Raw genomic sequence first — 19,618 nt, 5'->3', positions numbered from 1 at the left:
TTTGCCTGGTGGTCGGTCAGACAGACCGCGTCTGGTTCAATTCAGATCTTCTGCCCCATGCCGCTCCGGCACCTGGCTGTCTTCATCGCCCCAGGTGCGATTCACTCGCTGCCCACGCATGACCGCCGGCCGCTTGGCGATTTCTTCCGCCCAGCGCTGTACATGGGTGTACTCGTGCGCCGCGAGAAATTCCGCCGCCGAGTAAACGTTGTTGCGCACCAGTTGCCCGTACCAGGGCCATACGGCGATGTCGGCGATGGTGTAATCGTCGCCGGCCAGATAGGCGTTGTCGGCGAGACGGCGGTTGAGTACATCCAGCTGCCGTTTGGCTTCCATGGTGAAGCGGTTGATCGGGTATTCGAGCTTCTCCGGCGCATAAGCATAGAAATGCCCGAAGCCACCGCCCAGATACGGCGCCGAGCCCATTTGCCAGAACAGCCAGTTGAGGGTTTCGGTGCGAGCGGCCGGATCCTTGGGCAGCAAGGCGCCGAACTTTTCCGCCAGGTACAGCAGGATCGAGCCGGACTCGAACACCCGGATCGGTGGCTCGACGCTGTGATCCAGCAGGGCTGGAATCTTCGAATTGGGATTGACCTCGACAAAGCCGCTGGAGAACTGATCGCCCTCGCCAATGCGGATCAGCCAGGCGTCATACTCAGCCTCGCTGTGCCCAAGCGCGAGCAACTCTTCGAGCATGATGGTGACCTTTACACCGTTGGGCGTCGCCAGCGAATACAGCTGCAACGGGTGCTTGCCGACCGGCAGTTCCTTGTCGTGGGTCGGCCCGGCGACCGGGCGGTTGATGCTAGCGAAGTGGCCGCCGGACGGGGCTTCGTGTTTCCAGACCTTAGGCGGAACGTAAGACGCATTGCTCATGAAACGGACCTCGTCGATGCTGGGAGAGAACAGGTAGACACCGTAGGGAAAATTTCCGGCGGGTGCCAGCCCCCAACCCGAATCCCTTGTAGGAGTGAGCCATCAAATCCAATACTGCCCAACCGCACCCCCGACTCCCTGCACCGGATCTGTCTCAGGAAACGCCAGCCCCGCAATCCGCGCCAACTGCGCATCACTCGGCGCGGCCCGGCAAATATCCGCCTGCTGCCCCGGTGGATACGCACCCACCACGAGAAAGTCTGCACTCGAGCCCAGATTGCAGTGCCCGGTCCCGGCCGGCAGCAACAGCACATCCCCGGCACCGACGACCACCTCCTGCCCATCAGGCCCGCCCAGCATCAACCGCGCCTGACCCGCCGCCACGCCAAGCACTTCGTGGCCTTCGGTGTGGTAGTGGTGATAGTCATAAATGCCGTAGCGCCACTGCGCTGGCCAGCCATTGGCACCGAACGTCTGCTCGAAGCGCGCCGCCGGATCGTCGCCCTCAATGGCCACCGCGCTGCGGTAGATCAGCACCGGCAGACGCGGATTGTTCGGCACCCAGTCATTGCGTTTCAGCAGCAGGGTTTGTACTTCGGTCATGGCCCATCCTCCTTCGATCATTTCTCAATCGACCACAGAGCAGGGCGCTCGCCTCAAAAAAACATTTGCGCGTAAACACGGCGCCTGAGCCCGTGCCCGCGCAATCCAGCGAAACTTCATCGCGCAGAGCACTGTCCAGACCCTTACATGTCCATGCAGCGGTAAATGGCGAGGGTCAAGATGACGATGACAGTAGGGGATTTTCTGGTTGAACGGCTCAGCGAGTGGGGCGTGACGCGGATTTTTGGCTATCCGGGGGATGGCATCAATGGCGTGTTCGGCGCCATGAGCCGAGCCAAAGGCAAGATCGAATTCGTCCAGGCGCGACACGAGGAAATGGCTGCGTTCATGGCCTCGGCCCACGCCAAGTTTACCGGCGAGCTGGGCGTGTGCATCGCTACCTCCGGCCCCGGTGCTTCGCACCTGATCACCGGCCTCTACGATGCGCGTATGGACCACATGCCAGTGCTGGCCATCGTCGGCCAGCAAGCTCGCACGGCGCTGGGCAGTCACTACCAGCAAGAGCTGGATCTGGTGTCGATGTTCAAGGATGTCGCCGGTGCGTTTGTGCAGCAGGCTTCGGCGCCTTCGCAAGTGCGCCATCTGCTTGATCGCGCTGTGCGCACCGCCGTCGGCGAGCGCCGCGTCACTGCGCTGATTCTGCCCAATGACTTGCAGGATCTGCCTTACGAACAACCGGCGCGCGCCCATGGCACTGCGCATTCCGGCGTCGGATACAGCAAGCCGAAAGTCGTTCCGTATGCGGCCGATCTGCAACGCGCCGCCGAGGTACTGAACAGTGGCGAGAAAGTCGCGATTCTGGTCGGTGCCGGCGCGCTGGAGGCGACCGATCTGGTCATCGCGGTAGCGGAAAAACTCGGCGCTGGTGTTGCTAAAGCCTTGTTGGGCAAAGCAGCGCTGCCCGACGATTTGCTGTGGGTCACCGGCAGCATCGGCCTGCTCGGCACCGAGCCCAGCTACAAGCTGATGAGCGAGTGTGACACCTTGCTGATGATCGGCTCGGGCTTCCCGTATTCCGAGTTTCTGCCCAAGGAAGGCCAGGCGCGCGGCGTGCAGATCGACTTGCAGCCGGACATGCTCAGCCTGCGTTATCCGATGGAGGTCAATCTGGTCGGTGATTCAGCGGAAACCCTCGCCGCGTTGCTGCCGCTGCTGGAACAGAAGACCTCAAGCAAATGGCGCAAGAAGATCGAAGGCTGGCGCAGCAGCTGGGAGAAAACCCTGGAAAAACGCGCCATGGCCAAAGCCGATCCGGTCAACCCGCAACGGGTGGTCTACGAGTTGTCACCGCGCTTGCCCGAGCAGGCCATCATCACCAGCGACTCCGGCTCGTGCGCCAACTGGTATGCCCGAGATCTGAAAATCCGTCGCGGCATGAAATGCTCTTTGTCCGGTGGTCTGGCTTCAATGGGCGCGGCGGTGCCGTATGCGATCGCAGCAAAATTCGCTTTTCCCGAGCGACCGGTCATTGCCCTGGTCGGCGACGGCGCGATGCAGATGAACAACATGGCCGAGCTGATCACCGTCGCCAAATACTGGCGGCAATGGCAGAGCCCGAAATGGATCTGCGCGGTGTTCAACAACGAAGATCTCAATCAAGTCACCTGGGAACAGCGGGTGATGGAGGGCGATCCCAAGTTCGAAGCGTCGCAGAGCATTCCCGACGTGCCGTACCACCTGTTTGCGATTTCCATTGGTCTCAAGGGCATTTTCGTGGATCGCGAAGAAGACGTGGCGTCTGCATGGGAGCAGGCGCTCGCCTCGGAAGTGCCGGTGCTGATCGAGTTCAAGACCGACCCGAACGTGCCGCCGCTGCCGCCGCATATCAAGCTTGAGCAAGCGAAGAAATTTGCCACGACGTTGCTCAAAGGCGATCCGGACGAAGCCGGGGTGATCGTGCAGACCGCCAAGCAGGTGCTGGGCGCCGTGTTGCCGGGCAAGAAATGACGGTGTGCGCTTGAACGAACCAGCGATATTCATCGGTTGCGCCGGCTGGAGTCTCGGGCGCGAGCACTGGCCGGCATTCCCCGCCGAGGGCACGCACCTGCAACGCTACGCCGCGCGCTTCAACTGTGTGGAAATCAACAGCTCGTTCTATCGTCCGCATCGACGCCAGACTTATGAGCGCTGGGCCGACTCGGTGGCGCCGGACTTTCGCTTCGCAGTCAAAGTGCCGAAGCTCATTACCCACGAGCAGCGGCTGGCGGACAGCGCGGCCGCGCTCGATGAGTTTCTCGGGCAGTGCCAGGGCTTGGGTGATCGGCTCGGCTGCCTGCTGGTGCAACTGCCACCGAAACTGGCGTTCGATGCGCCGGTTGCCGAGGCGTTTTTTCGTGCCCTGCGCGAGCGCTTCCAGGGCCGCGTGGTGCTGGAACCGCGACACGAATCGTGGACTGGCGCTGAGGCCATGCTGGTGGATCTGCAGATTGCCCAAGCGGTGGTCGATCCATCGAGGATCAGCACCGATACCGCGCCGGGCGGCTGGCAAGGCCTGCACTATTGGCGCCTGCATGGCTCGCCACGGATTTATCACAGCGCCTATGAAGCGGCTTGGCTGCAACAGCTTGCTCAGAACCTGCGGCGCGCGAATGCCGAAGGCAAGGGTATCTGGTGCATCTTCGATAACACCGCCAGCGGTGCCGCCACGGCCGATGCGCTGGCTTTGAAGGCGTTGATCGAAGACCGTTCACCCTGAACGGCAACGCTCGCGCCACCCACACAAACCCTCCGGCTACAGGTAAACTCCGCGCACTTTTTCAAGGAGTTCACATGAGTTACTACCAGCCGGGCATTCTCGCCACCCCTGTTCCAGCGCAAGCACGTCATCTGTTTTTCGCCCTGGCGTCGGTTGAAGCCTTGCCGCAAGCGATCGACAACCTGCTGATGCTGGTAGATGGCAAGTCGGCGGTGGTGGGTTTTGGTGAGTCGTTGACCAAGGCGTTGAATGTCGAAATCGCTGGCCTGCGCAGCTTCCCGGCGCTGACCGGCGTTGGCGTGAATAACCCGTCGACCCAGCATGCCCTGTGGATCTGGCTGCACGGGATTGACCGTGGTGAGCTGCTCAACCGTTGCAGTGCCTTCGAGGCCGCGCTGGCCCCGGCCTTGCGTCTGGTCGAGATGCAGGAAGCTTTCCGCCACATGGACGGCCACGATCTCACCGGTTACGAGGACGGCACGGAAAACCCGCACGATGACGCCGCTGTCACCGCCGCGCTGCTGAGCACCGGCGCTGACGGGCTGGTCGGCGGCAGCTTCGCCGCGATCCAGCAATGGCAGCATGACCTCAAGGGCTTTCATCGCCTGTCTGCCGGCGCCAAGGACGACATCATGGGGCGTCGCTTGAGCGATAACGAAGAAATCGATGACGCGCCGATCTCCGCCCACGTCAAACGCACCGCACAGGAAAGCTTCGCGCCCGAAGCGTTTGTCGTGCGCCGTTCGATGCCTTGGATCGAAGGCGATCGGGCCGGATTGATGTTCCTTGCTTTCGGTTTCTCGCTGGATGCCTTCGAAGCACAACTGCGGCGCATGAGCGGTCTGGAGGACGGCATTGCCGATGGCTTGTACCAGATCAGCCGACCGATCACCGGCGGCTACTACTGGTGCCCGCCACTCAAGGACGGACGCCTTGATCTGCGCGCGCTGCGCATCGGCTGAGGACTGGAGATGAAGGTGGTGCGCTGGGGCATGATCGGTTGCGGCAGTGTCGCGGAACGCAAGAGCGGGCCGGCCTTCTACAAAGCGCCCGGTTCGGCGCTGGTCGCGGTGATGGGCCGACGCTTCGAAGCGGTGACCGACTACGCCGCGCGCCACGGCATCAGTCGCGTCTACACCGATGTCGATGCGCTGATCAACGATCCGCAAGTTGACGCGGTGTATATCGCCACACCGCCTGACAGCCACCACGCGTACAGCCTGAAAGTCGCTGCCGCCGGCAAGCATTGCTGCGTGGAAAAACCCATGGCGCTTAATGCCGGGCAGAGCCGTGAGATGCAGCAAGCGTTTGCCGCTGCCGGTCTGCATTTGTTCGTCTCGTATTATCGCCGCTCGCTGCCGCGCTTTGCGCAGGTGCGGCGATGGCTGGAGGAGGGGCGCATCGGTGATGTCCGCCATCTGAGCTGGACGCTGACGAAAGCGCCGTCGCCGGCTGATCTAGAGGGTCGGGATAATTGGCGCACCGATCCGGCGGTGGCGGGCGGCGGTTACTTTGCCGACCTGGCCAGCCATGGCCTGGACCTGTTTCAGTATCTGCTCGGCGACATCGTTGAAGTCGCCGGCTTCACCGCGCATCAGGCGGGTTTGTACACGGCGGAAGATGCGGTCAGCGCCAGTTGGCGATTCGCCTCCGGGGCGCTGGGCATGGGCTGCTGGAATTTTGTTGCGGACCGGCGTGAGGACCGCGTCGAGATTATCGGCAGCCAGGGACGTATCGGTTTTTCGGTGTTTGATGAGCATCCGGTGCAACTGTTTGCGGATCAACAGATCAGCCTGGAGATCGTCCATCATGAGCATATCCAGTGGCATCACGTGCAGGGGATGAATGCGCATATTCGCGGGGAATCCCACCATCCTGCCGTGGCCGAGCAAGCCGTCAAGACCGATTGGGTCATGGACCGGATTCTCAAACGTTAAGATCAAAAGATCGCAGCCTTCGGCAGCTCCTACAGGGAAATCGCATTTCGAACTGTAGGAGCTGCCGAAGGCTGCGATCTTTGCTTTTGAAGGCGCATCTAAGGTTATGCCCAAACAATATTTCTCAACCTCGTCATAACGTCTCTAAGATCACGTCATAACTCGTTATAACAAGTGATCCCGCGATGACCGATAACGTTCTTTCCCTCAGTAGCGTTCCGCTGCACACCCAACTGCGCGACGTCCTGCGTGCGCGGATTCTCGACGGTGAATACCCGCAAGACAGTCAGATGCCTTCCGAAAGCGAACTGGGCGCGCTGTTCAAAGTCAGTCGCATCACCGTTCGCCAGGCGCTCGGTGATCTGCAAAAGGAAGGGTTGATCTTCAAGATCCATGGCAAGGGCACCTTTGTCGCCAAGCCGAAAACCTTTCAGAACGTCAGCAGCCTGCAAGGCCTCGCCGAGTCGATGACCGGGCGCGGCTACGAGGTGATCAACCGCCTGCGCAGTTTCAAATTCATTCCGGCCGACAAGCGTGTCGCCGAGCGTCTGCAGGTGGCCGAAGGTGAAATCGTCGCGCAGATCAAACGCGTACGGCTGATCAATCGCGAGCCGATCTCGCTGGAAATCACCTACCTACCTAAAACGGTCGGCGAGCGACTGGAGAAGGCGGATCTGGTCACTCGCGACATCTTTCTGATTCTGGAAAACGACTGCGGCATCGCCCTCGGCCACGCCGATCTGGCCATCGATGCGGTGCTGGCCGACAGCGACCTGACCCAGGCGCTAGACGTCGAAGCCGGCTCGCCGATCATGCGCATCGAGCGCCTGACCCACGACGCCCAAGGCCAGCCGCTGGACTTCGAACACCTTTATTACCGTGGCGACGCGTTCCAGTACCGCCTGCGGATCGATCGGCAAAAAGGGGAGCAGGCATGACGCGCAATACGCTGGAGCAGGAATACGACATTGTCGTGATTGGTGGCGGTACAGCCGGGCCAATGGCGGCGATCAAGGCCAAAGAGAAGAACCCCGATTTGCGCGTGCTGCTGGTCGACAAGGCCAACGTCAAACGCAGCGGGGCGATCAGCATGGGCATGGACGGCCTGAACAACGCGATCATCCCGGGGCATTCGACGCCGGAGCAGTACACCAAGGAAATCACCATCGCCAACGACGGCATCGTCAATCAGGCGGCGGTGTACGCCTATGCGACGCACAGTTTTGAAACCATCGAACAACTCGACCGCTGGGGCGTGAAGTTCGAGAAGGACGAGACCGGCGACTACGCGGTGAAAAAGGTCCACCACATGGGCGCCTATGTGCTGCCGATGCCGGAAGGGCACGACATCAAGAAAGTCCTGTATCGGCAGCTGAAACGTGCACGGGTAAGTATCACCAATCGTCTGGTCTGCACGCGTTTGCTGACCGACGAGGAAGGTGCGGTCAACGGTGTGATGGGCTTCGATTGCCGCACCGCCGACTTCCATGTCATCAAGGCGAAAGCGGTGATTCTCGCCTGCGGCGCGGCCGGACGCCTCGGTCTGCCGTCGTCGGGCTACTTGATGGGCACCTACGAAAACCCGACCAATGCCGGCGACGGCTATGCGATGGCCTATCACGCCGGCGCTGAACTGGCCAATCTCGAGTGCTTCCAGATCAACCCGCTGATCAAGGATTACAACGGCCCCGCGTGTGCCTACGTCACCGGCCCGCTGGGTGGCTACACCGCCAACAACAAAGGCGAACGCTTCATCGAGTGCGACTACTGGAGCGGGCAGATGATGTGGGAATTTCATCAGGAACTGGAGAGCGGCAACGGTCCGGTGTTCCTCAAGCTCGATCACCTGGCCGAGGAAACCATCCAGAACATCGAGGAAATCCTGCACAGCAACGAGCGCCCGAGCCGTGGTCAGTTCCACGCCAATCGCGGCACCGACTACCGCACGCAGATGGTCGAAATGCACATTTCGGAAATCGGTTTCTGCAGCGGCCATTCGGCGTCCGGCGTGTGGGTCAATGAGCGTGCCGAGACGTCGGTCAAAGGCTTGTACTCGGCCGGCGACATGGCCGCGGTGCCGCACAACTACATGCTCGGCGCGTTCACTTATGGCTGGTTCGCCGGGCACAACGCGGCGGACTTTGTTGCCGGGCGCGATTTTTCTGCACTGGACAGCGAGCAGATCGCCAAGGAAAAAGCCCGGGTCTATGCGCCGCTTGATCGCGAACACGGCCTGCCGCCGGCGCAGGTCGAGTACAAGCTGCGGCGCTTCGTCAACGACTATCTGCAACCGCCGAAAGTGACCAAAAAGATGCAGATCGGCCTGCAGCGCTTCAGCGACATTGAACGCGATCTCGAGCAGATGAAGGCCAACAATGCTCACGAATTGATGCGCGCGATGGAAACCAGCGTGATCCGCGACTGCGCCGAAATGGCCGCCCGCGCCTCGTTGTTCCGCGCCGAAAGCCGCTGGGGCCTGTACCACTATCGCGTCGATCATCCGCAGCGCAACGACGCCGAATGGTTCTGCCATTGCCATCTGAAGAAGGGCGAAGACGGGGCCATGACCAGTTTCAGGAAAGCCGTCGAGCCCTACATCATCCCGCTCGACGCCGAAGAAATGCAGGCCTACGACCGCTTGCGCGTGGGCGCCTTCGCCGCTTGATGCACGACTAAACAAGAGAGTCCGAACCATGGCTTATCAAGCTCAGGAAATATTCTTCCGCTCCAACGCCCCGGTCACCGTGGACGAGGACAAATGCATCGCCGAAAAGGGTTGCACTGTGTGTGTCGACGTCTGCCCGATGGACCTGCTGGCGATCAATCCGGCCACGCAAAAGGCCTACATGGCGTTCGATGAATGCTGGTATTGCATGCCGTGCGAGAAGGATTGCCCGACGGGGGCGGTGAAGGTCGACATCCCTTATCTCCTGCGTTGAACCCCGATCCCTGTAGGAGCTGCCGAAGGCTGCGATCTGTTGATCTGGAAAGCAAAATCAACAGATCGCAGCCTTCGGCAGCTCCTACAGGGGATTTGTGGCAAGCCATTAGCTACCCGGAAACCCCGGACGCTCGATTCACCGAAAACCCCTCGTTTCCCACCGCGCCCTGATCGCGGCGGAGACGAATTTCAAATAAACGATTCGAGGGGAAACACTCATGTTGCGTGCAGCACTCGCCGGTCTGGTACTGGCTTCATTCACCTTGTCGGCCTCGGCCGAAACCATCCGCATCGCCATCGGCACCCAGGACACTACCATCAACTGCGCCGCCGGCGGGCTGCTGATCCGTGAGCTTGGCTTGCTCGACAAATACCTGCCCCACGACGGCGCTTATAAAGACGCGAAGTACGACGTGCAGTGGAAAAACTTCACCAGTGGCGCACCGCTGACCAACGAGATGGTCGCCGGCAAACTCGACTTCGGGGCGATGGCCGATTTCCCCGGTGCGTTCAACGGTGTGGCGTTCCAATCCGCAGGCAAGCACAGCCTGTTCATCAGCGTGCTGTCGGGCAGCATCAAAGGCAGTGGCAACGGCATCGTCGTGCCTAGCGCTTCGTCGGTGCAAAGCCTCAGCGAACTCAAGGGCAAGACCATTTCGGTGCCTTTCGCCTCGACGGCTCACGGCATGTTGCTGCGTGCCGTGGCAGAGCAGGGCTGGGACCCGCTCAAGGATGTCAACATCATCGCCCAGCCACCGGAAGTCGCTGGCTCGGCATTGCAGGCCGGCAAGATCGACGCCCACGCCGATTTCGTGCCCTTCGCCGAACTGTTCCCGAGCCGTGGTTTCGCCCGCAAGATCTATGACGGCGCCCAGGCCAACGCGCCGACTTTCCATGGCGCATTGGTCGATCAGGCCTACGCGAAAAAGTATCCGGAAATCGTCGTCGCCTATCTGCGTGCGAGCATCGAAGCCAACCAACTGCTCGCCGCCGAACCGGAGAAGTACAGCGAACTGATCGCCAAAGTCACTGGGGTCGATGCCGAGGTCAACTACCTGTTCCACGGCCCGCTGGGCGTGCAGACCCGCGACCTAAGCTGGAAACCTGAATACCGTCAGGCCGTCGGTACCGCCATCGATACCTTGAAGCTGCTGAAGAAAGCCGATCGCGGTCTCGACCTGAACAGCTTTATCGACGACCAGTACATCCGCGCTGCCTTCAAGGCCTCGAACCTCGATTACACCGCGCAACTGGGCAACTACGCGCAAACGCCGTTGCCGGGCGTGGATGCGGCGACGGGCAAAGCCATCACCGATGTAAGCCATGTGGCGCAAATATGGGTGCGCGGTGAGGAAAAGGTCCGCCGTTATGGCTCGGCCGAAGCGGCATTCACCGCGCTGGCTGAGTTGAAGCAGGAGGGCAAGAACATTCGTGCGGTGTATGCGCAGGCCAGTGACAGCGGGATCAAGTTGCTCGCCGAACAGGCGTGGTTTGCCAGCGATGCCAAGGGCCGCCTGAGCGCCTTTCTGCTCAAGGGCCAAGCCCAGCAATACGCCACGGCGCAGGGCGGCAAGGTGTTCGATTTCAGTGACGCCACTGCGCAAGCCGTTGCCGTGCGCTGATCTTCGGTACGCCCGACTCTCTGTGGGAGCGGGCTTGCTCGCGAAGGCGGTGCATCAGTAAATAAATAATTGCCTGACACACCGCATTCACGAGCAAGCCCGCTCCCACAAAGGATCCCGGTTGAGAGGAATAATTGTGTATCGATCCTGTTTACGTTGGTTCCCGAGAGCCGCTTCACTGTTGCTCTGCCTATTGTTCTGGCAGCTCGCCGCCAGTCACCACTGGAACCTCGGCCTGGTCACCTTCGCGAACGTGCCGACGCCACTGGCCGTCATCGAAGCTGCGCTGGGCCTGGGCGATTCGGGCAAACTCTGGCAGCACTTGAGCAGCAGCCTTGGCCGCGTTTTTGCCGGTTATCTGGCGGCGTTGATCATCGGCATCGCGCTGGGCCTGGCCATCGGCCGTTCGAAATGGGCCGAAGACCTTCTGTTGCCGCCACTGGAAGTCCTGCGCCCGATCCCCGCCGTGGCCTGGATCCCGCTGGCGATCCTGATGTTTCCGTCCTCGGAATTGTCGATGGTTTTCATCACCTTCACCGGCGCGCTGTTCCCGATCCTGCTCAATACCGTGCACGGCGTCGAAGGCGTTGATCCACGCCTGATTGCCTCGGCGAAAAGCCTCGGAGCAGGGCGCCGGGCGATTCTGCTGGAGGTGATCCTGCCGGGCACTGCGCCGAGCATCATCACTGGTCTGGCGATCGGCATGGGCACTTCGTGGTTCTGTCTGGTAACGGCGGAAATGATCTCCGGGCAGTTCGGCATCGGTTACTACACCTGGGAGTCCTACACCATTCAGAACTACGCCGACATTGTCGTCGGCATGCTCTTGATCGGTGTGTTGGGCATGGGCAGCAGTTGGCTGATCAAACGCCTGGGCGGCTTGTTCACGCCCTGGCATCGACCGCGAGGCAAAGCCTGATGAGCGTCATGCAAACCCCGGACGGGCGAATCGACATCCGCCAGTTGTCCATCGTCCTCGGTCAGGGGCGCGAAGCTTTCGAAGCGGTGCAGGGCCTCGATTGCCAGATCGAACCCGGCCAGTTCGTCTGTATTCTCGGCCCGTCCGGTTGTGGCAAGTCGACCTTGCTCGGCGCTCTGGCCGGACACTTGAGCGCCAAGACCGGCAGCCTGAAAGTCGACGGCAACGAGGTGGCCGGACCATCACCACAGCGCGGCATGGTGTTCCAGCATCACACGTTGTTCCCGTGGCGAACGGTGCGCGACAACGTCGCCTTCGGCCTGAAGATGCGCGGCATCGGCAAGGCTGAGCGGCATCGCGCCGCTGATGAAATCCTCAAACTGGTCGGTCTCGAAGACTTTTCCGAACGCTGGCCGGATCAGCTCTCCGGTGGCATGCAGCAGCGGGTGGAGATCGCCCGGGTGCTGGTCAATCGCCCGCGCCTGTTGCTGATGGACGAGCCCTTCGGCGCGCTGGATGCGTTGACCCGTCTGAACATGCAGGAGCTGCTGCTGGACATCTGGACGCACATCCGCACCACCGTGGTTTTCGTCACTCACGACATCGACGAGGCGCTGTTTCTCGCTGACCGCTTGCTGGTGATGAGCGCGCGACCGGGGCGGATCATCGAAGACTTGCGTCTGGATTTCCCGCGTCCACGCACCAGCGAACTGGTGACCAGCCCGGCATTCGCTCGCCTCAAACGCCATTGCCTCGACCTGCTGCGCCACGACAACGAACGCCCGCTGCCGCGCCTCAATCCGCTCGGCCTGCCTCCTGAAAACCCTTTGCCGCGATTTGCCCTATGACCTCTATTTTTGCTGTGACCGACAACGAAGACATCCTCGCCCTGCAACCGCGTCTGACGGCTGCAGACGCCGGCGTGCGGCGCATTGCCCTGATTGATCTGGCCGATCTGGAGGAGCCGGATGGCTTGCTCTGGCTGGTCGATCGACTGCGACAGGATCCCGCCGAGGACGTCCGCGCTGAGGCGGCACGTCTGCTCGAAGCGTGGGAGGACGAAGCGGTCGTGCAAGCCCTGTGCGAGGCACTGACGGATCCGGCGCCCGCTGTGCAATCGGCCGCGGCGCAGAGTCTGAGCCTGCTCAAGACGGCAGCGGCGGGGCGGGTGATTCTGCCGTGGACCACTCATGCCGATGTCAGTGTGCGCATAGCCGCCTTTCGGGCGCTACGAGAATTGCGCTTCGCCGAAGCCGCGCCGGCGGCCTCCGCCGCCTTGGAGGATGCTGACGCCAGTGTTCGTCGCGAAGCGGTCGGCGTGCTCGGCTGGCTCAAACAGCTCGACGCGCTGCCAGCCCTGGCGCAACTGGCCAGCGACGATCCGGACACCGAAGTGCGCCGCGCCGCCACCGGCGCGCTCGGTCTGGCCAGCGATGCCGAGGTGTTGCCGGCGCTGCGCCAAGCCTTGCACGATCCTGCCTGGCAAGTGCGCGAAGAGGCTGCGACTACCCTGGGCAAGGTCGGCCACAGCGACGCCGGCCCGGCTCTGGTCGAAGCACTGAACGATGACTATTGGCAAGTGCGCCTGCGCGCCACTCGCAGCCTCGGCCGCTTGCGCTTCGCCCCGGCGCGGGACGCGCTGATCGACACCCTCGGCCACCGCATCAGCAACTTGCGCAAGGAAGCTGCGCTGGCCCTCGGTGAATTGAACGATCGCGGCGCCGTGGCCGCGTTGCAGGCGGCGCAGGACGATGGCGACCCGGAAGTGCGCAAAGCCGTGCGCATCGCGTTGAGTCAGTTGCAGTGAACCCGCTGTCGGTGGGCAATTCGCAAAGTGCGCGCACGTTACGCCTGAGGTGGCCGGACGGGCGTGAATCGCTGCTCAAGCATGCCGATCTGCGCCGACAATGCCCGTGCTCGCAATGCCGCGCGTTTCGCCTGCGCGGCGTTACACCGCTGGTTGATGATCGTGTACGCCTGATAGAGGTCAACCCGCAGGGTTATGGCGTGCAACTGGTGTTCAGCGACGGCCATCAGCGCGGGATTTACCCGTGGGAGTACCTGGCGCAACTGGATTCCTGACCTTATCCGATGATCGTTCCCACGCAGAGCGTGGGAACGATCAGATCGCAGCCTTCGGCAGCTCCTACGTCGGCTTGCGCCGACTGGCGGTTCTTGTCAGGAAATTCCCACAGGAGTACAAATGTACTCCATGACAAACCTGACTCCCCGCCGTACCGCCATTCTGACCTTTATCCGCGATCGCATCGCCGAACACGGTCAACCCCCCAGCCTCGCTGAAATCAGCGAGGCTTTCGGTTTTGCCTCGCGCAGCGTGGCGCGCAAGCATGTGCTGGCGCTCACTGAAGCCGGTTTCATCGAGGTCAATCCGCACCAGGCCAGAGGCATTCGCCTGCTCGGCCAGCCGCCGCGCCCTGAGCTGCTGGAGATTGCGGTGCTGGGCCGCGTGGCCGCCGGTGCGCCAATAGGCGCCGATGCCGACATCCATAACCGTTTGCTGCTCGACCCTGCACTGTTCTCCCGCGCCCCGGATTACCTGCTGCGGGTGCAGGGCGACTCGATGATCGAGGACGGCATCCTCGACGGCGATCTGGTCGGGGTGCGGCGTAATCCCGAGGCGCTCAATGGCCAGATCGTCGTTGCGCGTCTGGACGGTGAAGTCACCATCAAACGCTTCGAACGGGTAGGGGAAGAGGTGCGCCTGCTGCCGCGCAACCCGGCGTACAAGCCGATTGTCGTGCGTGACGATCAGGATCTGGCCATCGAGGGCGTGTTCTGTGGTCTGGTGAGGCAAGGCTGATGGGCGCCGTCGTTGCACTGGATACGCTGTTCAATGGCGGCCAGGTCTGGCGCGGCCGGCCTGCGCCACCGGCGGCGAGTCCGCAGCCGACCGGGCATGCGGCATTGGACGCGGCCCTGCCCAGCGGTGGCTGGCCGGAATCGGCATTGAGCGAAATCCTCCTTGCTGGCCCCGGTGTCGGCGAGTTGCAACTGGTCTGGCCGACCCTGGCGCGATTGTCGGCGGCCGGTGAACGCATCGTGCTGGTGGCGCCGCCGTTCGTGCCGTACCCGCAGGCCTGGGCCAATGCCGGAGTCGATCTGCGCCAGCTGTCAGTGATTCAGGCCAGCGAACGCGATGCCTTGTGGGCGGCGGAGCAATGCCTGCGCTCGGGCAGTTGCGGCGCGGTACTGTGCTGGCCAAACAAGGCTGATGACCGAGCCTTGCGGCGTTTGCAGGTGGCGGCGGAAACCGGCCAGACCCTGGCATTTGCCTGGCGCCCGTTGAGCGAAGCGGTTAACCCGTCACCGGCAGCGTTACGCATTGCCATCGATGCCAAGCCGGCGCAGCTACGCGTGCTCAAGTGCCGTGGCGGGCTGGCCCGTGCGACGCCGATTGCCTTTGCTTTGGGGCACTGATCGTCATGCGCTGGGTATGTATCCTGTTTCCGCAATTGGCGCTCGACGCCGTGCTGCGTCAGCGTCCTGATCCCGACGAGCCGCTGATCCTGCTCAGCGGCCCGGCCCAGCGCCGGATGCTGCAAGCGGTGAATCCGGCGGCGCGCAAACTCGGCCTGCGCCCCGGCATGTCGATGCCTGCCGCGCAAGCCATGAGCAAAGGCTTTGCCACCGCCGATTACGAGCTGGCCGAGGTCGAGCACTGGCAGCAGTTTCTGGCCGCTTGGGCCTATCGTTTCAGTGCTCAGGTCAGCGTGCATTACCCGCGCACTGTGGTGTTCGAGATCGAATCCAGTCTCGGTCTGTTCGGTACCTGGCCGCAATTCGAAGCCCGTCTGCGCCAGGAGTTGAAAGACCTGGGCTTTCGTCACCGCATCGTCGCCGCGCCGAACCCGGTGGCCGCGCGGGTGTTGGCCAATGCCTACGATGGCTTGGTGGTGCCGGACGGCGAAGCCTTGCAGCATCACCTCGGGCAATTGCCGGTTGATCGTGTCGGGCTGGAGCCGAATGTCGCTACGGCGTTATCGCGCATGGGCCTGCGCAACCTCAGTCAGGTGCAAAGTCTGCCACGCCAGGCACTGGCCCGACGTTTCGAAGCTCAAATGCTCAAACACCTCGACACGCTGTTCGGCGCACGCCCCCTGGCGCTGGCGTTCTATCTACCGCCGGACCGTTTCGATAGCCGCATCGAACTCAATTTCGATGTGCAGTCCCATCAGGCCTTGCTGTTCCCGTTACGACGCTTGACCGGCGATCTATCGGCGTTTCTCTGTGGACGCGACAGCGGAGTGCAGCGCTTCGACCTGCATCTGGAACATGCCGGGCTGCCGGACACGGTGATCAAGGTCGGCCTGCTCAGTGCCGAACGTGACGCGGCGATGCTCTTCGAACTGGCCCGTGGGCGACTGGAACAAGTGCAGGTCGAGGCGCCGGTACGTGGTTTTCGCTTGCGCGCCGAGGATCTGCCGACTTTTGTCCCGCAATATCAGGAACTGTTCGACGACCGCCCGCAGCAGACTTTGCCCTGGGAGCAATTGCGCGAGCGCCTGCGCGCACGGTTGGGTGATGACGCGGTGCAAGGGCTGCGTTTTCAGGCCGATCACCGCCCCGAGTGTGCATGGCAGAACGCCGTCGATAAACAGCCTTGTCCAGGCTTGCCCAACCTGCAGCGCCCGGGCTGGTTGCTCAACGAACCTCAAAGCGTGCCGGAAGGTTCAGCGCGGATTCTCATGGGGCCGGAGCGCATCGAGTCCGGTTGGTGGGACGGTGGCGACGTGCGGCGTGATTATTACCTGATCCAGAACCGCACCGGTCAGCAGGGCTGGGCCTGGCGCGCGGTGGGTGAGGGCGGTCCGCTATGGCTGCAGGGCTGGTTCGCATGAATGCCGGATATGCCGAACTGCATTGCCTGTCGAACTTCAGTTTCCAGCGCGGAGCCTCGAGCGCGCTGGAGCTGTTTCAGCGGGCGAAAAAGCATGGTTATCAAGCGCTGGCGATTACCGATGAATGCACCCTGGCCGGGATCGTCCGTGCTTGGCAAGCAGCAAAATCCGTTGAGTTGCCGCTGATCATCGGTAGCGAAATTCGCATCGATAACGGCCCGAAACTGGTGCTGCTGGTGGAAAACCTTGCCGGTTATCAAGCCCTGTGCGGCTTGATCACCCAGGCCCGGCGCCGTACGCAGAAAGGCCAGTATCAGGTTTTGCGCGAAGACTTCGCCCAAGCGCTGCCCGGTTTGCTGGTGTTGTGGGTGCCGGATTCAGCGAACGACCAGAACGAAGGGCGCTGGCTGAAACAGACATTCGGTGAACGTTTGTGGCTCTCGGTGCAACTGCATCGAGGGCAGAATGACCAGCAGCGGTTGGCGGCATTGCTGACGCTCGCAGCTGAGTTGCAAATCCCGGCAGTAGCCAGCGGTGATGTGCACATGCATGCACGGGGGCGCCGCGCCCTGCAGGACACCATGACCGCGATCCGTCATCACGTACCCGTGGCCGAAGCGGGTCTGCGCCTGCATCCCAATGGTGAGCGGCATTTACGCAGTCTTGAAGTGCTGCGCGAGTTGTATCCGCCGGCCTTGCTCGAGGAGTCGGTCAAATTGGCCAGGCGTTGCACTTTCGAGCTGAGCGAGCTGCGTTATCAGTACCCGAAAGAGCTGGTGCCCGAGGGCCAGAGTGCCAGTTCCTGGTTGCGGCACCTGACCAAACAAGGCATCGCCTGGCGCTGGGAAAAAGGCGTGCCCTTCAAGGTGCTCAGACAGATCAATAAAGAACTGAAGCTGATCGCCGAGCTCGGCTACGAAAGCTACTTCCTCACCGTGCACGACGTGGTGTGTTTCGCCCGCACGCAGAACATCCTCTGTCAGGGGCGCGGTTCGGCCGCCAACTCGGCGGTGTGTTATGCCTTGGGCATCACCGAGATCGACCCCGACCGCACCACGCTGCTGTTTGAGCGCTTCATGTCGAAAGAGCGCAACGAACCGCCGGACATCGATGTCGATTTCGAGCACGAGCGCCGTGAAGAAGTCCTGCAATACGTGTTCAACCGTTACGGTCGGCGGCGTGCGGCGTTGACGGCGGTGGTCAGCACCTATCACGCCACCGGCGCCGTGCGCGATGTGGCCAAGGCGCTCGGACTGCCGCCGGATCAGATCAACGCGCTGGCCGATTGCTGCGGCCGCTGGAGCGATGAAACGCCGCCGCTGGAACGCTTGCGTGAAGGTGGCTTCGACCCCGACAGCCCGGTGCTGCGTCGGGTGCTGAGCCTGACCGGGCAACTGATCGGCTTCCCCCGGCACTTGTCCCAGCATCCCGGCGGTTTCGTGATTTCCGAACAGCCGCTGGACACCCTGGTGCCGGTCGAAAATGCAGCCATGGCCGACCGTACGATCATTCAGTGGGACAAGGACGATCTCGATGCCGTCGGCCTGCTCAAGGTCGACATTCTGGCGTTGGGCATGCTCAGTGCGATTCGCCGCTGCTTTGACTTGCTGCGTCGTCATCGTGATCTGAACCTGACGCTCGCAACGATCCCGCCAGAAGACAAACCGACCTACGCCATGATCAGCCGTGCCGATACGGTCGGTGTGTTTCAAATCGAATCGCGGGCGCAGATGTCGATGCTGCCGCGTCTGAAGCCGCAGACGTTCTACGATCTGGTCATTGAGGTGGCGATCGTCCGGCCCGGGCCGATTCAGGGCGGCATGGTTCATCCGTACTTGCGCCGACGTAATAATGAAGAAGCGGAAACCTATCCGTCGCCGGCGCTCAAAGTCGTGCTGGAAAGAACCCTGGGCGTGCCGCTGTTTCAGGAGCAGGTCATGCAGATCGCCATCGTGGCTGCCGACTACAGTCCCGGCGAGGCCGATCAGTTGCGCCGCTCCATGGCTGCGTGGAAACGCCATGGTGGACTGGAGCCGCACAAGGCGCGTCTCGCCGCCGGCATGGAAAAAAACGGCTACACACCGGAATTCGCCGCGCAGATCTTCGAGCAGATAAAGGGATTCGGCAGTTACGGTTTTCCCGAATCCCACGCTGCCAGTTTTGCTTTGCTGACTTACGCCAGTTGCTGGCTCAAGTGCCACGAGCCGGCGGCGTTCGCCTGTGCGCTGATCAACAGTTGGCCGATGGGCTTCTACAGCCCTGACCAGATTCTGCAGGACGCGCGCCGACACCAGTTGCAGATCCGTCCGGTGGACGTGCGCGCCAGCGACTGGGATTGCAGCCTTGAGCCGCTGAGTGCCGGGCAGCCGGCGATTCGCATGGGCCTGCGCATGATCAAGGGGTTTCGCGAAGAAGATGCCCGGCGTATCGAAGCCGCGCGCCGACACGGAGCCTTTGCCAATGTCGCTGACCTGGGTGAGCGCGCCGCCCTCGACAGTCGTGCGCAGGCCTTGCTTGCAGACTCCGGCGCTCTGCGCGGCCTGGCCGGGCATCGTCATCGCGCGCGTTGGGAAGTGGCCGGGGTACAGAAACAACTCGGCCTCTTCGCCGGCCTGCCCAACGAGGAAGAAATCAAAATCGTCCTGCCCAAACCCAGCGTTGGCGAAGACCTGCACGCCGATTACGCGACGGTGGGCACCACACTGGGGCCGCATCCGTTGGCGTTGTTGCGTGGTGAGTTGCAGGCCCGGCGTTGCCGCAGCTCGCGGGAATTGATGGATATTGAACACGGCCGGCCGGTCAGCGTGGCAGGCCTGGTCACTGGCCGACAGCGCCCCGGTACGGCCAGCGGGGTGACGTTCGTGACGTTGGAAGACGAGTTTGGCAACGTCAATGTGTTGGTCTGGCGTGACTTGGCTGAGCGGCAGCGACAGGTACTGGTCGGTTCGCAATTGCTCAAGGTCGACGGCCGCTGGGAACGCGAAGGCGATGTGCGCCACTTGATCGCCGGGCGCCTGAGCGACCTCAGTCCACTGCTTAATGGCATTCACGTGCAAAGCCGGGACTTTCACTGACCCCTTCACGGGCAAGCCCACTCCCACAGGAATTCTGGTTGTACTGAAGATTGTCGATTTGCCTCCGGACC

Annotated in this window: 18 protein-coding genes; 16 read left to right on the top strand and 2 right to left on the bottom strand. The window is 62.1% G+C overall.

Going from position 1 to position 19,618, the window contains the following annotated elements; translation table 11 throughout:
• Window positions 1-36 precede the first annotated feature (36 nt).
• Window positions 37-876, bottom strand: a complete 840-nt coding sequence (yghU, locus tag CXF97_RS26380; protein ID WP_101162298.1) for a glutathione-dependent disulfide-bond oxidoreductase — start codon at window positions 874-876, stop codon at window positions 37-39.
• A gap of 102 nt (window positions 877-978) precedes the next feature.
• Window positions 979-1,479, bottom strand: a complete 501-nt coding sequence (locus CXF97_RS26375; RefSeq protein WP_101162296.1) for a cupin domain-containing protein — start codon at window positions 1,477-1,479, stop codon at window positions 979-981.
• Between the two features lie 180 nt (window positions 1,480-1,659).
• Between CXF97_RS26375 and CXF97_RS26370 the strand changes: the two genes are divergently transcribed.
• From CXF97_RS26370 to CXF97_RS26295, 16 genes are all read left to right on the top strand, one after another.
• Complete coding sequence (locus CXF97_RS26370) at window positions 1,660-3,447, top strand: thiamine pyrophosphate-requiring protein (RefSeq protein ID WP_101162294.1); 1,788 nt, start codon at window positions 1,660-1,662, stop codon at window positions 3,445-3,447.
• Window positions 3,448-3,457: 10 nt separating this feature from the next.
• Complete coding sequence (locus tag CXF97_RS26365; RefSeq protein WP_178081240.1) at window positions 3,458-4,195, top strand: DUF72 domain-containing protein; 738 nt, start codon at window positions 3,458-3,460, stop codon at window positions 4,193-4,195.
• A 74-nt stretch (window positions 4,196-4,269) separates the two neighbouring features.
• Window positions 4,270-5,157 (top strand): Dyp-type peroxidase, encoded by an 888-nt coding sequence (locus CXF97_RS26360; protein WP_101162292.1) that lies wholly within the window; start codon window positions 4,270-4,272, stop codon window positions 5,155-5,157.
• 9 nt (window positions 5,158-5,166) lie between these two features.
• Window positions 5,167-6,132, top strand: coding sequence for a Gfo/Idh/MocA family protein (locus CXF97_RS26355; protein ID WP_101162290.1), 966 nt, complete (start codon window positions 5,167-5,169; stop codon window positions 6,130-6,132).
• A gap of 185 nt (window positions 6,133-6,317) precedes the next feature.
• Window positions 6,318-7,070, top strand: a complete 753-nt coding sequence (locus CXF97_RS26350) for a GntR family transcriptional regulator (RefSeq protein WP_101162288.1) — start codon at window positions 6,318-6,320, stop codon at window positions 7,068-7,070.
• Window positions 7,067-8,797 (top strand): fumarate reductase/succinate dehydrogenase flavoprotein subunit, encoded by a 1,731-nt coding sequence (locus CXF97_RS26345; protein ID WP_101162286.1) that lies wholly within the window; start codon window positions 7,067-7,069, stop codon window positions 8,795-8,797. Before CXF97_RS26350 ends, CXF97_RS26345 begins: the two co-directional genes overlap by 4 nt.
• A gap of 28 nt (window positions 8,798-8,825) precedes the next feature.
• Window positions 8,826-9,071: a ferredoxin family protein gene (locus tag CXF97_RS26340; RefSeq protein WP_003225615.1), complete on the top strand. Its 246-nt coding sequence runs from the start codon at window positions 8,826-8,828 to the stop codon at window positions 9,069-9,071.
• 220 nt (window positions 9,072-9,291) lie between these two features.
• Window positions 9,292-10,695 (top strand): ABC transporter substrate-binding protein, encoded by a 1,404-nt coding sequence (locus tag CXF97_RS26335; RefSeq protein ID WP_101162284.1) that lies wholly within the window; start codon window positions 9,292-9,294, stop codon window positions 10,693-10,695.
• A 136-nt stretch (window positions 10,696-10,831) separates the two neighbouring features.
• Entirely contained in the window at window positions 10,832-11,614 is a 783-nt protein-coding gene (locus CXF97_RS26330; protein WP_101162282.1) for an ABC transporter permease, read from the top strand.
• Window positions 11,614-12,462: an ABC transporter ATP-binding protein gene (locus tag CXF97_RS26325; RefSeq protein ID WP_101162281.1), complete on the top strand. Its 849-nt coding sequence runs from the start codon at window positions 11,614-11,616 to the stop codon at window positions 12,460-12,462. Before CXF97_RS26330 ends, CXF97_RS26325 begins: the two co-directional genes overlap by 1 nt.
• Window positions 12,459-13,421, top strand: a complete 963-nt coding sequence (locus CXF97_RS26320; protein WP_101162279.1) for a HEAT repeat domain-containing protein — start codon at window positions 12,459-12,461, stop codon at window positions 13,419-13,421. The genes CXF97_RS26325 and CXF97_RS26320 overlap by 4 nt, the downstream gene beginning before the upstream one ends.
• The gene (locus CXF97_RS26315) at window positions 13,418-13,696 is read left to right on the top strand and encodes a DUF971 domain-containing protein (protein ID WP_101162278.1); all 279 of its coding nucleotides are present in this window, start codon (window positions 13,418-13,420) and stop codon (window positions 13,694-13,696) included. Before CXF97_RS26320 ends, CXF97_RS26315 begins: the two co-directional genes overlap by 4 nt.
• Window positions 13,697-13,817: 121 nt before the next feature.
• Window positions 13,818-14,435 (top strand): transcriptional repressor LexA, encoded by a 618-nt coding sequence (gene lexA, locus CXF97_RS26310; RefSeq protein WP_101162276.1) that lies wholly within the window; start codon window positions 13,818-13,820, stop codon window positions 14,433-14,435.
• Window positions 14,435-15,052: a translesion DNA synthesis-associated protein ImuA gene (imuA, locus tag CXF97_RS26305; protein ID WP_101162274.1), complete on the top strand. Its 618-nt coding sequence runs from the start codon at window positions 14,435-14,437 to the stop codon at window positions 15,050-15,052. Before lexA ends, imuA begins: the two co-directional genes overlap by 1 nt.
• A gap of 5 nt (window positions 15,053-15,057) precedes the next feature.
• Entirely contained in the window at window positions 15,058-16,473 is a 1,416-nt protein-coding gene (locus CXF97_RS26300; RefSeq protein WP_101162272.1) for a DNA polymerase Y family protein, read from the top strand.
• Complete coding sequence (locus CXF97_RS26295) at window positions 16,449-19,547, top strand: error-prone DNA polymerase (RefSeq protein ID WP_218239555.1); 3,099 nt, start codon at window positions 16,449-16,451, stop codon at window positions 19,545-19,547. Before CXF97_RS26300 ends, CXF97_RS26295 begins: the two co-directional genes overlap by 25 nt.
• The last annotated feature ends 71 nt before the right edge of the window (window positions 19,548-19,618 follow it).

Origin of the sequence: Pseudomonas sp. Choline-02u-1, assembly GCF_002836515.1 — a bacterium.
GTDB lineage: Bacteria > Pseudomonadota > Gammaproteobacteria > Pseudomonadales > Pseudomonadaceae > Aquipseudomonas.
The sequence above is the reverse complement of the archived record's forward strand: the minus strand, read 5'-3'. Positions and strand labels throughout refer to the sequence as shown.